The organism is Streptomyces sp. NPDC052020 (genome assembly GCF_040680575.1).
In the GTDB taxonomy this organism is placed as follows: Bacteria; Actinomycetota; Actinomycetes; order Streptomycetales; family Streptomycetaceae; genus Streptomyces.
In genome coordinates this window covers 89,704-104,327 of the sequence record NZ_JBFAWY010000005.1, presented here as the reverse complement: position 1 = coordinate 104,327, position 14,624 = coordinate 89,704, and the positions used below count along the sequence as shown (strand labels likewise).

At 74.0% G+C, this 14,624-nt stretch carries 6 protein-coding genes; 2 read left to right on the top strand and 4 right to left on the bottom strand.

Annotated features, from left to right (window positions below):
• Positions 1-70: 70 nt before the first annotated feature.
• Complete coding sequence (locus AB0L74_RS06455; protein ID WP_365646261.1) at positions 71-874, bottom strand: hypothetical protein; 804 nt, start codon at positions 872-874, stop codon at positions 71-73.
• A gap of 239 nt (positions 875-1,113) precedes the next feature.
• Between AB0L74_RS06455 and AB0L74_RS06450 the strand changes: the two genes are divergently transcribed.
• Together AB0L74_RS06450 and AB0L74_RS06445 are read left to right on the top strand one after the other, a co-directional pair.
• Positions 1,114-1,959: a carbohydrate-binding protein gene (locus AB0L74_RS06450; RefSeq protein ID WP_365646258.1), complete on the top strand. Its 846-nt coding sequence runs from the start codon at positions 1,114-1,116 to the stop codon at positions 1,957-1,959.
• A gap of 570 nt (positions 1,960-2,529) precedes the next feature.
• Positions 2,530-3,333 (top strand): BTAD domain-containing putative transcriptional regulator, encoded by an 804-nt coding sequence (locus AB0L74_RS06445; RefSeq protein ID WP_365646255.1) that lies wholly within the window; start codon positions 2,530-2,532, stop codon positions 3,331-3,333.
• A 144-nt stretch (positions 3,334-3,477) separates the two neighbouring features.
• Here AB0L74_RS06445 and AB0L74_RS06440 read toward each other — a convergent pair whose 3' ends face one another.
• The 3 genes from AB0L74_RS06440 to AB0L74_RS06430 form a co-directional block, all read right to left on the bottom strand.
• The gene (locus tag AB0L74_RS06440) at positions 3,478-4,416 is read right to left on the bottom strand and encodes a beta-ketoacyl-ACP synthase III (protein WP_365646251.1); all 939 of its coding nucleotides are present in this window, start codon (positions 4,414-4,416) and stop codon (positions 3,478-3,480) included.
• A gap of 306 nt (positions 4,417-4,722) precedes the next feature.
• The gene (locus AB0L74_RS06435; RefSeq protein WP_365646248.1) at positions 4,723-6,192 is read right to left on the bottom strand and encodes an MFS transporter; all 1,470 of its coding nucleotides are present in this window, start codon (positions 6,190-6,192) and stop codon (positions 4,723-4,725) included.
• A gap of 35 nt (positions 6,193-6,227) precedes the next feature.
• Entirely contained in the window at positions 6,228-14,585 is an 8,358-nt protein-coding gene (locus AB0L74_RS06430) for a type I polyketide synthase (RefSeq protein ID WP_365646245.1), read from the bottom strand.
• Positions 14,586-14,624: the final 39 nt, after the last annotated feature.

The following is a 14,624-nucleotide window of genomic DNA, read 5'->3' as shown; positions in this document are numbered from 1 at the left end:
CCGCGCCGCCACCGCGCCGGGGCCCCCGCCGCCGCCCGGTGGCCCGGCGCCCGGTCGCTCAGCGCCCTGATCAGGGGTTCTGCCCCAGCAACGCCGCCAGCTCGGCCTCCCGCTCGGCCACCTGCCCCCGCAGCTGCCCGGCGATCTCCTCCAGCAGCCCGTCGGGGTCGTCCGGGGCCAGCCGCAGCATGGCGCCGATGGCGCTGTCCTCCAGCTCCTTGGCCACCAGCGTGAGCAGCTCCTTGCGCCGGGCGAGCCATTCGAGGCGGGCGTACAGCTCCTCGCCGCGGTCGGGGCCCGCCGCGAGCTCCGGCCCGGCGGCCCACTCCTCCGCCAGCTCCCGCAGCTCCGTCTCGTCACCGCGGGCATAGGCGGCGTTGACGCGGGTGAGGAACTCCTCACGCCGCTTGCGCTCGGTGTCCTCCTGCGCCAGGTCGGGGTGGGCCTTGCGGACCAGTTCGCGGTAGAGCCCGCGCGCCTCCTCACTGGGCCGCACCCGCTGCGGGGGCCGCACCGGCTGCTCCGTGAGCATCGCCGCGGCCTCCGGGAACAGACCGCCCCCGTCCATCCAGCCGTGCAGCAGCTCCTCGACCCCCGGGATCGGCATCAGCCGGGCCTGCGCCTCGTCCGCCCGGCGCCGGTCCTCCGGGTCACCGGTGCGGTCGGCACGGGCCTTGAGGATCCGGGCGTCCAGCTCCTCCAGCCGCGCGTACATCGGGCCGAGCTTCTGCTCGTGCAGCCGGGAGAAGTTCTCGATCTCGACGCGGAAGGTCTCCACGGCGATCTCGTACTCGATCAGCGCCTGCTCGGCGGCCCGCACGGCACGCTCCAGCCGCTCCTCCGGGCGGGGCCGCTCAGCTTCCGGGGTCGTCACCCGACCAGCGTAGGCCACGGTCCGCGCCCCGCCCCTATTCGTCCGCCCCGGCCCCCGGTGATCCCGGCCCCTCCCCGCTCCCCTCCCCCTCCATAACACCGCGCAGAGGGCGGTATGAGAGCTGCTCCGCCCGTGCCCGCCCCCACTACCGTGACCGCCACCGCACCTCCCCGGCACACCGGCCCCGCGTGCCGCCTCCTCCCCCCGTTCCCCCCACCCCAGGAGACCGAGGAACCGCCATGACACCACCCGCACCGGACCCCTCCGGCACCGGACCCGACCGCCGGGTCAGCCGCAAGACCCTGCTGCGGGCGGCCATCGCCGCAGGCGCCTCCGCCCCGTTGCTCACCACCGGCACGGTGGCCCTCGCCCGGGACTCCCGCGCCCCGGGAACCGTCCTGACCCCGACGCCGCTGTGCGACGACGGCGACGGCCCCACGCACGAACAGATGGAAGGCCCCTACTTCAAGCCCAACTCCCCGCTGCGCACCGATCTGGCGGCCCCGGGCTCCACCGGCACCCCGCTGACCGTCAGCGGCTACGTCTTCGGCCGGAACTGCGTCCCGCTGTCCGCCGTGCTGCTCGACTTCTGGCAGGCCGACGCCTCCGGCGCCTACGACATGGCCGGATACGCCTTCCGCGGCCACCAGTTCACCGACTCCACCGGCGCGTTCGTACTGCGCACGATCGTGCCCGGCCTCTACCCCGGCCGCACCCGGCACATCCACGTCAAGGTCCAGGCGCCCGGCAAGCCGGTGCTCACCACGCAGCTCTACTTCCCGGGGGAACCGCGCAACGGCACGGACGCGCTCTTCGACCCAGCGCTGCTGATGAACGTCCGCGACGCCGGCGGGCGCAGGCAGGCCTCCTTCGACTTCGTCCTCGACGTGGCGGGCGTACCCGGGCCGGGCGAGCCCACCGACCCGCCGACCGAACCGCCGAGCGGTACCTGGACGCCGGGCCGGCCGTACGCGACGGGCGACAGGGTGACGTACGACGGCACCGCCTACCGCTGCCTCCAGGCCCACACGTCCATGCCCGGCTGGGAACCGCCCCGCGTCCCCGCCCTGTGGGGCCGCGCGTGAGCCACCGGCCCTGACCCCCGCCCGCCCCACCGCGGAACGAACGAGGCCCCGGCCGTGAGACAGCTCACGGCCGGGGCCTCGTCGTGCGGGAGGGACATCCCGGTCTGGATCGACGGTTTCCGGGAGTCATTTGTGAGGTCCCAGTGAATATCGACCGTCCTTCGAGGGCGGGCCGGAGGGCTTGCCATATGCTTACCGCACGGTTACGGAGATCGAACTCTCCACCGCTGGGCCCTCCCAGCCGTGTGCCGCCGGCCCTTCGGCCGGCTCCGCCTCCCGCTGCGCGAAACCGCTCGTCGCTCAGTCCCGGCGACGGCTCCGGCCCCGCGACCGCGTGGCCCGCGACCGCTTTGGCTCGCGTCCGCGCCATCGCTGAAGCGATCGGAGGCGGATCACGCGGTATCGCAGGTGGTAAATGCGTTAATAACCCGTTATTTCCCTATATCGTCATTGACTGAAACCTCAGGGAATCCTCAAAGTACTTGCCCGCCGCCGCGGCATCGTTGACGATGAAACGTGCTGCGGCGGGCCTCCCCCGCCTCACCCGAATAGACACGGGGGTGATTGGGCGTGCTTTTCCGTATTCTGGGTCCGCTCGGAATAGAGAAATCAAACGGCGAAAGCGTCAGGCCCTGGGCGCCGAAAAACCGTGCGTTACTTGCCTATCTCTGCGTCAACAATCACACAGCGATCTCCCCGGACCGGCTCATCAACGCGATCTGGTCGGGCACGCCGCCGCAGAGCGCTCACACCGCACTCCACGTCTACATCTGCAACCTGCGAAGCCGCTTCCGTGAGCTGGGGCTCGACGCCTCCGTCCTCACCACCCAGTCGACCGGATACGAACTGCGGCTCCCGCGCTCCTCCCTCGACCTCAATCTGTTCGAGGCCCATCTGACAGAGGCCCGTACCCTGCAAAGCCGCGGCGATCTCGAAGCCGCGTCCGCCGAACTGAGCGCCGCCGTCGCCCTCTGGCGCGGCCCGGCGCTGGCGGACTTCGGGGACATGCCCGCTTTCGCGGGAATCCGCCGGCTGCTCGACGAAAAACGTGTCTACGCCCACGAACGCCGACTCCAGCTGGAGCTGGGCCTGGGCCGTCACCACGAGCTGATCTGCGAGCTGTATTCGCTGATCGAAGCGCATCCGACCTGGGAGGCGATGTACGGCTACCTCATGATCTCCCTGTACCGCAGTGGCCGTACCGCGGACGCGCTGCGCGCCTTCGACCGAATCCGCGGCATTCTGGTCGAGGAGCTGGGCCTTGAGCCGGGACCGCAGCTACAGCATATTCAGCGGTCCATTCTCGCTCGCGATTCCTGGCTTGAGTCCGGTGCCGACCGTGGCGTTGCCGACGCCCAATTCTCCTTGCGATGACCACAAGGTCCGGCGCGCGGCCGGCGGTCCGTCGCTGAAGTACGGACCGCGGCGCACACGGTCGTCACGTCGTCGGCCGCGTCTGCGGCGCACGCGTGAGGAGGCGCCCGGTCAGGCTCCCGGGCCGGGCCGCCGGGCCACCCGTCACGGGCACCGGACGACCTGGCCGGCGTACGACAGACCGCCGCCGAAGCCGAAGAGCAGCACGGGGGACCCCGAGGTCAGTTCCCCCCGTTCCACCAGCTTGGAGAAGGCCAGCGGGATGCTCGCGGCCGAGGTGTTGCCGGAGTCCACGACGTCGCGCGCGATGACCGCGTTCACCGCGCCGATCAGCTTGGCGATCGGCTCGATGATCCGGAGATTGGCCTGGTGCAGGATGACACCGCCGAGTTCCTCCGGCGCGACGCCGGCACGCTCGCACACCGTCCTGGCGATGTCCGGAAGACTCGTCGTCGTCCACCGGTACACGGTCCGGCCCTCCTGGGAGAAGGATCCCCCCTTGCCCTCGATGAGCACGGCCCTGCCCATCTCGGGTACCGAACCCCAGACCACGGGGCTGATCTCGGCGGTGTCGGACGCGGTGACGACGACGGCACCCGCTCCGTCGCCGACCAGGACGCAGGTGGTGCGGTCGGACCAGTCCACGAAGTCCGTGAGCTTCTCGACCCCGATCACGAGGGCCTTCGTCGCGGAGCCGCCCTTGATGGCCAGATCGGCCATGGCCAGGGCGTGCGGGAAGCCGGAGCAGGCCGTGTTGACGTCCAGGGCCGCGGGCGCGGTGATGCCCAGCCGGTTCGCCACCCGCGCCGCCACGTTGGGAGAGCGCTCGTGGGAGGTGCAGGTCGCGACGATGACGAGATCGATCTCCGGGCCGGTCAGGCCGGCGTTGGCGAGGGCCTTCTGAGCCGCCTCCGCCGCCATGTCCGACACCGACTCGTCGGCCGCCGCCACATGCCGGGTGCGGATGCCCACCCGTCGCTGGATCCACTCGTCGCTGGTGTCGACCATCTCCGCCAGGGCGTCGTTGGTGAGTACCTTCTCCGGCTGGTAGTGCCCGATTGCCACAAGGCGAGATCCGGTCATAGTGGAGTTCTCCTGGTTCACGGACGATGGACTCGCCATCACCCTAGTCGTTTTCGAGTACGCGCTGGAGCGAAAAGGAGAGATCGACCGCCCACCCAATAACTTTGGATATGCGGAGAATTCAGGCGGACGGTGCGGCTTCCCCCCCTTCTCTCCCCCTTTCCGATGTGCCGTCGGCCGAAGCAGACGCTTTTCCCAGGAGAGTGTTTTCGGCATTCTCCAGGTGAAATCCGTGACCGCCGTGGAAGACCGCGCGCAGGGCGACTTCGGCACCGGACCGCGTCCGACGGCTCGGACCGTCCCATGTCAGGCGACGGTTTTCTCGGTCGGGCCGCTCTGCTGGGCCGCGGGGTTCCCCGGATTCGCCGGGCTCACGGGGATGCGGATCGCAAGCGGGGCCACCGCGGCGACGAAACAGCCGATCGCGGTGATCCAGAACGCTTCTTGATAAGCATCCAGGGTGGGCAGCGGCAATCCCTCGATGGTGTCACTGGCCAGAGTGGCACCGAGGACAGCCGTTCCTACGGCGCCGCCTACCGTACGGAATACCGCGTTCATTCCATTGGCGATTCCGCTCTGCTCGACGGGAACCGCGGAATTGATGGCGGCGGGCATGGCCGTATAAGCGAGGCCGACACCGAAACCGAATACCCCGGAGGCGAGATAGAGGCAGACCGGGTGCCCGTTCAGCACGGCGAGGAAGCCCATCGCCAGCCCCGCGAGCAGCCCGCCCAGCGACAGGGGGATCCGCGGGCCTCGCGCGGCGATCAGCTTGGCGCCGACCGGGGCGGCCGTCATGCTGCCGATGGCGGACGGCAGCAGCATCACACCGGCGAGCAGGACGTCGGCGCTGAATCCGTAGTGCGCGACCTCCTCCGGTGTCTGGGCGAAGTTGCTGATCACCATGAAGCACCCGTACATCCCGAAACCGATCACGGCGCCCGCCAGGTTGGTGATGGCCACGACGGGGCTCACCAGCATCCGGATGCTCACCAACGGGTCCCGCACCCTCAGCTCGACGACGACCCACACGGCCGCGATCACCACGGCCGCGGCGAAGAGGCCGACGATCCGTCCGGAGCCCCAGCCCCAGGCGTTGCCCTTGCTGACGGCGAGCAGCAGGGCGCACAGCCAGCCGGCCAGGGTGAGGGCGCCCAGCGCGTCCACCCTGGCGGCGTGATCGGTCGTCCGGTCCCTGGGGATGCCCGCCCAGGACCAGGCGATGGCGACGAGGCTGAGGAGCAGTCCGGCCCAGAAGACCGACTTGTGGCTCCACTGCTCCATCAGCAGCCCGGTGAGCACCAGGCCGAGGGCGCTGCCGATGCCCATCGCGGCGCTGACCGCCGCGATGCCGCCCGGGACCCGCTGCGGCGGAAGCTGGCCGCGCATCACGCTGATGGCCAGCGGGAGGACACCGCCGCCCGCGCCCTGGAGCACGCGGGCCACCACGAGCCAGGCGAACGACTCGGTGGTCACGGCGAGCACCGAGCCCAGCACCAGGCCGCCGAGCGAGACCAGCAGCATCGGTTTGCGGCCGTAGAGGTCCCCGAAGCGTCCCAGCAGCGGGGTGAGCACCGCGGCCGCGAGCAGGTTGGCGGTCATCAGCCAGGCGACCGTGCCGCCGGAGACGCGCATGGCCGCCGCGAGGGCGGGGAGGATCGGCACCACCGCGGTCTGCACCATGCTGAAGGCCAGCATGGACAGCACCAGCGCCGGCAGGATCTGGGTGCGGCCGGGTGCCTCGGGCGGCGCGGCCGCGTCGTGATTCGGATTCATACCCACTGCTTCTGTCGGGGGACGGCGGGGGTGGGTCACGGCTGGTCCGGTACGGCCTCCCTGGTCAGCACCTCACCGAGGTACTGTGCCAGCGCGGCGGCAGAGGGATGGTCGAAGACGAGTGTGGTCGGCAGCCGCAGGCCGGCCGCGGTGTTCAGCCGGCTGGTGAGTTCCAGCGCGGTCAGCGAGTCGAGGCCGAGCTCCCAGAACTCCCGGCCGGGCTCGACGGCGTCCGCGGAGGCGTACCCCATCACCGCGGCGATCTGCTCCCGGACGAACGCGAGGAGCGCGGCCGGCCGTTCCGCCTCCGGCAGCTCAGCGGTCCGCTCCCGGAGCGAGGCCCGCGGCGCCGTCCCCGGCCGCGCGGCCCCGGCCGGTGCCAGCCCGGACAGTACCCTGGCGAGGCCGCCGGACCGGGTGCGCAGCGCCTCGGCGTCGAGCGCGGCGGGCACGAGCACGGGCTCGTCCGCGGCGAGGGCGGCGTCGAACAGCTCGATCCCGCGCTCCGCGGACAGCGGTGCCAGGCCGGACCGGGCCATCCGGGCGATGTCGACGTCCGACAGGTTCGCCGCGATCCCCTCCTCGGGGTTCCACAGGCCCCAGGCCAGCGAGACGGCGGGCAGCCCGAGCGCCCTGCGCTGGTGTGCCAGCGCGTCCAGGACGTTGTTCGCCGCGGAGTAGTTGGCCTGTCCCGCGCCACCGAGCATGCCGATGACCGAGGAGAACAGGACGAACGCCGACAGGTCGTCGACCCTGGTCAGTTCGTGGAGGTTCAGCGCCGCCGTGCCCTTGGCCCGCAGGACGCGCTCCAGCCGCTTGGGCGTCAGCCCCGTGACGGTGCCGTCGTCGAGCACCCCCGCCGTGTGCACGACGGCGCCCAGCGGAGCGTCCTGCCGCAGCCGCGCCAGGGCCTCGGCCAGCGCCGGACGGTCGGCCGCGTCGCAGGCCAGGACGGACACCTCGGCGCCGAGCGCGGCCAGTTCGGCCGTCAGGCCGCCGGCGCCGGGCGCCGCCGGGCCGCGCCGGCTCAGCAGCGCCAGCCTCCGTACGCCGTGCCGCCGCACCAGATGGCGGGCGAACAGGCCGCCGAGCAGGCCGGTGCCGCCGGTGATGAGCACCGTGCGGTCCGGCGTCCAGGGTCCGCCGCCCGCCGCGGACGGGGAACGCCCGCCGCGGACCGCCGCCAGGCGGGGTTCCCGGACGGCGCCGGAGCGGACGGCCGTCTGCGGCTCGCCGGAGGTGATCGCGCCGATCAGCTGGTCCACCCCGCCTCCCCCCGGTTCGATGTCGACCAGGACGAACCGCCCGGGGTGTTCCGTCTGAGCGCTGCGGACCAGGCCCCAGACGGCCGCGCCCGCCGGATCGGACACCTCCTCGTCCGCACGGGCGGCCACCGCGCCCGCGGTGACGAGCACCAGCCGGGTCGCGGCCAGCCGAGTGTCGGCCAGCCATTCCTGCACCAGCCGGAGCGCGCGCCGGCTCGCCGCGGCGACCGCCTCGCCGGCGGTGTCCTTCTCCCCCGCGCAGGTGACGACGACGACCTCGGGCGGTGGCTCCGGGGCCCCCACCAGAGTGTCGAGGGCCAGCAGGTCCGGGCAGACGTCCACCGGTATCCCGGCGCTCTTGAACATCCCGGTCAGGCCGAGGTGGTCACTGCCCAGGAACGCCCACCGGCCGTCCGGCCCGCCGGCGGCCGCCGGGGCCGCGACGAGCGGCCACTCCAGCCGGTACAGCTCCCCCTGCCGCCTGCCGAGCGCCCGGCCGAGCTTCTCGGGCGTGGTGCGCTTCAGCAGCAGCGACTCGACCGAGGCCACCGGGCGGCCCGTGCCGTCCGCGAGGGCGAGCGAGACCGTCAGCCCGCCCGGCCCGCCGTCCTCGCGCGACGGGGTGACGCGGACCCGCAGGCGCCGCCCGCTCGGTGCGTACGTCTCGATCCCCTGCCAGGTGAAGGGCAGGGCGGGGTCCGGCTCCCGGTCCGGCGCCAGCACCGCGTGCAGCGCCGCGTCGAGCAGGACCGGGTGGAGGAGGAACCCGTGGTCCCCGTCCTCGCCGCCGGGGAGCTCCACGTCGGCGAAAAGCTCGTCCCCGAGCCGCCACAGGGCCCGCAGCCCGCGGAACCCGTCGCCGTACCGCAGACCGCGTGCGGCGAGCCGCTCGTAGACACCGGCGAGCTCCACCTCGACGGCTCCGGCGGGCGGCCAGCTGCCCTCGGCTGCCGGGGCGGCGTCCGGGCGGCCGGGGTCCGTCGCTTCCAGCCGGCCCGTCGCGTGCCGGGTCCACTCCCCGCCGGAGGCGTCCCGCGGCCGTGCGTGCACGGTGAAGGCGCGGTGGCCGTCCGCCCGCGCACCGCCGACGCTCACCCGTACGTCGAGCGCGGTTCCCTCGCGCAGGGCCATGGGCGCTTCCAGCACCAGCTCGCCGACCCGGCCGCCCCCCGTCCGCGCGGCGGCGTGCGCGGCCCACTCGGCGAACACCGCGCCCGGGACCAGGACCGTGTCCAGTACGACGTGGCCGGCCAGCCAGGGGTGGCTGTCCAGGCCCAGCCGGGCGGTGTACACGACGCCGTCGGTGGCGGGAAGTTCGACCGCCGCGCCGAGCAGCGGGTGGTCCGCCGCCCGGAGCCCGGCCCCGCCGAGGTCGGTGCCGCCGCGCGCCGGTGCGGTCAGCCAGTAGGACTGCCGGTCGAAGGCGTACGTCGGCAGCTCGACGGTGCGCGCCCCGGCCCGGGACGGCCCGGCCGCCCAGTCGACGTCGACCCCCTGGACGTACAGCGCGGCGAGCGCGGTGAGGAACGTCCGCTCCGCGGGCCGGTTGCGGCGGGCGGCGGCCGTCACCACGGCCGCCGGCGCCGCCGTCAGGCAGCCCTTCGCCATCGACGCCAGCACCCCGTCGGGCCCGACTTCGAGGAACCTCGTGACGCCCGCCGCCTCCAGCGCCCGTACACCGTCCAGGAACCGCACGGGCTGCCGCACGTGCCGGACCCAGTACTCGGCGGAGCACAAAGTCGACTCCTCGACCGGCCGGCCGGTCAGGTTGGAGACGACGGGCAGGGTGGGCGGACGGTAGTCGAGGGTCTCGGCGATGCGGGCGAACTCCTCCAGCATCGGCTCCACCTTCGCGGAGTGGAAGGCGTGGCTCACGGCCAGCCGCTTGGCCCGGCGGCCCCGCCGGCGCCACTGCGCCATGACGCGTGCCGCCTCGTCCGCGTCCCCCGCGACGACCGTCGAGGCGGGGCCGTTGAGCGCCGCGACGTCCAGCCGGGCGCCCCGCTCCGCGATCCACTCGGCGACCTCGTGTTCGGCCGCCTCCAGGGACACCATCGCCCCGCCGTCCGGCAGCCCGCCCAGCAGCCGGGCGCGGCTCGCCACCAGGAGGCAGGCGTCCGGCAGCGACAGGACCCCGGCCACGTGCGCGGCCGCGATCTCGCCGACCGAATGGCCCAGCAGGTAATCCGGGGTGACGCCCCAGTGCTGGAGCAGGCGGAACAGCGCCACCTCGAAGGCGAACAGGGCCGGCTGGGTCCACTCCGTACGGTCGATGAGCGCCGTCTCCCCGTCCGTGACGTCGGCGAACATCACCTCGCGGAGCGGGCGTCCGAGGTGGGGGTCCAGCTGCGCGCAGACCTCGTCCAGGGCCCGGGCGAAGGCGGGATGCGCCGCGTACAGGTCGCGGCCCATGCCGGGGTACTGGCTGCCCTGGCCGGTGAAGAGGAAGGCGACCCGTCCGGGTGTCGCCGCGCCCTGGACCACGTTTCCGGCGGGGGCGCCGTTCGCCAGGGATTCCAGGCCGCGGGTGAGCTCGTCGCGGTCCGCCGCGAGCACCACGGCCCGGTGTTCGAACGTCGAGCGGGTGGTGGCCAGGCTGTGGCCGAGGTCCCGCAGACCGGCGTCCACGGTCGCCGCGTGGCCCCTCAGGGCGGCCGCCTGGGCGCCCAGTGAGGCCGCGCTCCGGGCCGACAGCGGCAGCGGTACCGGCCCGGTCACGGGCTCCGGCTCCGGCTCCGGGGCGCTGGTCCCGGCGGCGGGGTCCGGCGCCTCCTCGATCACCACGTGGGCGTTGGTGCCGCTGATGCCGAAGGACGACACGCCGGCCCGGCGGGGGCCGTCGGCCCGCTCCCAGGGCACCGCCTCCCGCAGCAGCCGTACGTCTCCCGCGGACCAGTCGACGTGGGAGGTGGGGCGTTCGCCGTGCAGGGAACGCGGCAGGACGCCGTGGCGCATCGCCATGACCATCTTGATGACGCCGCCCACGCCGGCCGCGGCCTGGGTGTGGCCGGTGTTGGTCTTCAGCGAGCCCAGCCACAGCGGACGGCCGTCGGGACGGCCCTGCCCGTACGTGGCCAGCAGCGCGCCGGCTTCGACGGGATCGCCGAGGACCGTGCCGGTGCCGTGCGCCTCCACGACGTCGACCTGGCCGGGGCCGAGCCGGGCCGCGGCCAGCGCGTCCCGGATGACCCGCTCCTGCGCGGGGCCGTTCGGTGCCGTCAGCCCGTTGCTCGCGCCGTCCTGGTTGGCCGCCGTCCCCCGGACCACGGCGAGCACGCGGTGGCCCCGGCGGCGGGCCTCGGAGAGCCGTTCCAGCAGCAGCACGCCGGCGCCCTCGCCCCAGCCCGTGCCGTCCGCGTCGGCGGAGAAGGCCTTGCACCGGCCGTCGGGCGACAGGCCGCGCTGGCGGCTGAACTCCAGGAACATGCCGGGCGTCGCCATCACGGTCACCCCGCCGGCCAGCGCCATGGAGCACTCGCCGCGCCGCAGGGACTGAACGGCCAGGTGGAGCGCGACCAGCGAGGACGAGCAGGCGGTGTCGACCGTCACCGCCGGCCCCTGAAGCCCGAAGGTGTAGGAGAGCCGGCCGGAGAGCACGCTCGGGCTCGACCCCGTCAGCAGATAGCCCTCCAGGTCCTCCGGTGCCTCGCCGAGCGGCGGCCCGTACCCGGAGGGCATCGCCCCGATGAAGACGCCCGTGCGCGACCCGCGCAGCGTCCCGGGGACGATGCCGGCCCGCTCGAACGCCTCCCAGCCGATCTCCAGCAGGACGCGCTGCTGCGGGTCCATGCCCAGCGCCTCACGCGGGCTGATGCCAAAGAACGCCGCGTCGAACCGGGCGGCGTCGCGCAGGAAGCCGCCGGAGCGGACGTACGTGGTCTTCCGGTGCTCCGGTGAGGGGTGGTACAGGCCCTCGATGTCCCAGCCGCGGTCGGCCGGGAAGTCCCCGACGGCGTCCCCGCCCTCCGCCACGAGGCGCCACAGGTCCTCCGGGGAGGCCACCTCGCCCGGGTAGCGGCAGGCCATGCCGACGATGACGACCGGGTCGTCCCCGGCCGCCGGGGCGGCCGGCGCGGTGGCCTCGCCGCCGTCGGGCGACGACAGCAGCCGCCGGATCCTGCGGGCCAGCGCGAGCGGCGTCGGGTGGTCGTAGACCACGCTGACGGGCAGCTTCAGGCCGGTGGCCTCGACGAGTCGCTGGCGCAGCCGGACGGAGCCGAGGGAGTCGAACCCCAGGTCGCGGAAGGCCAGTTGGGCGTCGACCGCCTCGGGGCCGGCGTGTCCGAGCAGCACCGCGGCGTGCCGGCGGACGAGGTGCAGCGCCTCCTGCTCGCCGAGCGGCCCCCGCCGCGGCTCGGCGGTCTGCCGTTCCTCCTCCGGTACCGCTTCGGCGGGCCCGGCGGGCGCGGCGGCGGGGGCGGGTGCGCCGGGGGCCGCCAGCCAGTGCCGGGAGCGCTGGAACGGGTAGCCGGGCAGCTTGACCCGGCGGGCGCCGGTCCCGGCGTACCCCTTCGCCCAGTCGACCGGGACGCCCCGCACATAGGCCTCGGCGGCGGACCGCAGGAAGCGCCCGATCCCGCCCTCGCCCCGCTCCAGGGTGCCGACGACGGCGGCTTCCACCGGCTCGTCGGGGGACGTCTGCGCCGCGTCCTCGATGGTGTCCAGCATCCCGGCCACCAGCACCGGATGCGGGCTCACCTCGATGAAGACGGTGTGGCCGGAGTCCAGCAGCGCCCTGGTCGCGCGCTCGAACCGCACGGCCCCGCGCAGGTTCCGGTACCAGTACCCGGCGTCCAGGCGGAGCGTGTCCAGCCGCCCGCCGTCGGTGCTGGAGTAGTACGGGATGTCCGAGCGGCGGGGAGAGACGTCCTTCACCGCGTCGAGCACCTCGTCGCGGATGGCGTCGACCTGCGGCGAGTGCGAGGCGTAGTCGATCAGGATGGGGCGGCTGCGCACCCCGTCCCGTTCGAGGGCGGCGGCCAGCGCGGCGAGCGCCGCGGTGGATCCGCCGACGGCCGTCGAGCGGGGGCTGTTGACCACCGCCACGGACAGGTCGTCCGGGGAGCGTTCCAGATAGGGCAGGACGCCATCGACGGGCAGGGCGACGGACAGCAGCCCGCCGGTCCCGGCGATCCGGGCGATGGCCCGGCTGCGCAGGGCGACCGCGCGGGCGGCTTCCTCCAGGGTCAGGGCGCCGCAGACGCAGGCGGCGGCCAGTTCGCCCTGGGAGTGGCCCACCACGGCGTCGGGTTCGACGCCGTGCGCGCGCCATACGGCGGCCAGCGAGACCATGACCGAGAACAGCAGGGGCTGGACCACCTCCACGTCGTCCAGGCCCGGCGCTCCGGGGGCGCCGCGCAGCACCTCGGCCGGTGACCAGTCGACGTAGGGGGCCAGCGCCCGTGCGCACGCCTCCAGTTCGTCCCGGAAGACCGGGGAGCTCTCCAGCAGGCCGAGGGCCATGCCGGCCCATTGCGATCCCTGGCCGGGGAAGACGAACACGACCTTGGCCGGGTGCCGCGCGACGCCGCGCACCGCGGTGGCGTCCGCCTCGCCCGCCGCGAGCGCTTCCAGCGCCGCGCCGAACCCGGTACGGTCCCCGGCGACGACCACCGCCCTGTGCTCCATCGCCGAGCGCGTCGTGGCCAGCGAGTGGCCCACGTCCTCGGGCCGCAGCTCCGGGCGGCGGGCCAGGTGCCCGGCGAGGTCGCGTGCCTTGGCCTCCAGCGCCGCCCGGCTCCTGGCGCTCAGCGGCCAGGCCATGGCCCGCGGCGCCGGTGCGGTCGGCCGTGTCTCCTGCCCGGCGGGCCCGGGGGCCGGGCCGAGGATCACGTGGCAGTTGGTCCCGCCGATGCCGAAGGAGCTGACGCCGGCCAGCGGCCGCCGGCCGGGACGCGGCCAGGGTCCGCGGGAGCGCTGGACCTCGATGCCCGCCTCGTCCCGGAGCGAGCGGGGCCCGGGCGAGGCGTAGTTGAGGCTCCCGGGCAGCTCGCCGTGCTTGATGCTGAGGGCGGCCTTGAGCAGTCCGACGGCACCGGCCGCGCCTTCCAGGTGGCCGACGTTGGTCTTCACCGACCCCACGAGCAGCGGTGCGCCGGGCTCCCGCGATCCGGCGAACACCGCGGCGAGGGCGTCCGCCTCCAGCTCGTCGCCGCGTGCCGTGCCGGTGCCGTGCAGCTCGACGTACTGGATGTCGCCGGGCCGGACCCGGGCGCGGCGCTGGGCCTGCCTGATGACCGCGCTCTGGGCCGCCGGGTTGGGCACGCCGACGGCCTCGCCCCCGCCGTCGTTGTTGACCGCGCTGCCGAGGATCAGGCAGAGGACGTCGTCGCCGTCGGCGACCGCCCGGGACAGCGGCTTCAGGACGAACACCACGCCGCCCTCGCCCCGGACGAACCCGTTGGCCCGGGAGTCGAACGCGTAGCACCGGCCGTCGGGCGAGAGCACCCCGAACCGGTCGGCGCGCAGTGCCGACTCCTGGACCAGGTTGAGATGGACCCCGCCCGCGAGCGCGAGGTCACACTCGCCGGAGCGCAGGCTCTCGCAGGCCAGGTGCACGGCGACCAGCGAGGAGGACTGCCCGGAGTCGAGGGTGAGGCTGGGGCCCGCCAGCCCGAACAGGTGCGAGACCCGGTTGGCGATCATGCCGCGCTGGAGGCCGGTGAAGGAGTGCCGGGTGATGCCCTGCGCCCCGTACCGGTTCAGCAGCGCGTCGTAGTCGCCGGCGATGGCGCCGAAGAAGACACCGGCGGGGCTGCCCTGGACCTCGGAGGCGGGCAGGCCGGCGTCCTCGACCGCCTCCCAGCTCAGCTCCAGCATCAGCCGCTGCTGCGGGTCCATCGACGCGGCCTCCCGCGGCGAGACGCCGAAGAAGCCCGCGTCGAAGTCGCCGGCCCCGGCCACGAATCCGCCCCGGCCGGTGTTGCCGGGCCGAATCCCGGCCGGCCCGTCCGCCGCCCAGCGGTCGGAGGGCACCTCGGTGATGCCGTCCCGTCCCTCGCGGAGCAGTTGCCAGAAGCTCGACGGCCCCGCCGCCCCGGGCAGCCGGCAGGCCACGCCGACGACGGCGATCGGTTCACTCCGGGGACTGGGCGCGGGGCTTCCAGTGGATTCGGGCTGCCTGGTCATCGCTCTCACCTAGGGGTGTGATTACGGGTTGCTGACGAG

Excerpts from the sequence above, each read along its gene's own strand:
- AB0L74_RS06440 (WP_365646251.1), bottom strand. The coding sequence starts at position 4,416 with ATGACCGGATCTCGCCTTGTGGCAATCGGGCACTACCAGCCGGAGAAG.
- AB0L74_RS06435 (WP_365646248.1), bottom strand. The coding sequence starts at position 6,192 with ATGAATCCGAATCACGACGCGGCCGCGCCGCCCGAGGCACCCGGCCGC.
- AB0L74_RS06450 (WP_365646258.1), top strand. The coding sequence starts at position 1,114 with ATGACACCACCCGCACCGGACCCCTCCGGCACCGGACCCGACCGCCGG.
- AB0L74_RS06430 (WP_365646245.1), bottom strand. The coding sequence starts at position 14,585 with ATGACCAGGCAGCCCGAATCCACTGGAAGCCCCGCGCCCAGTCCCCGG.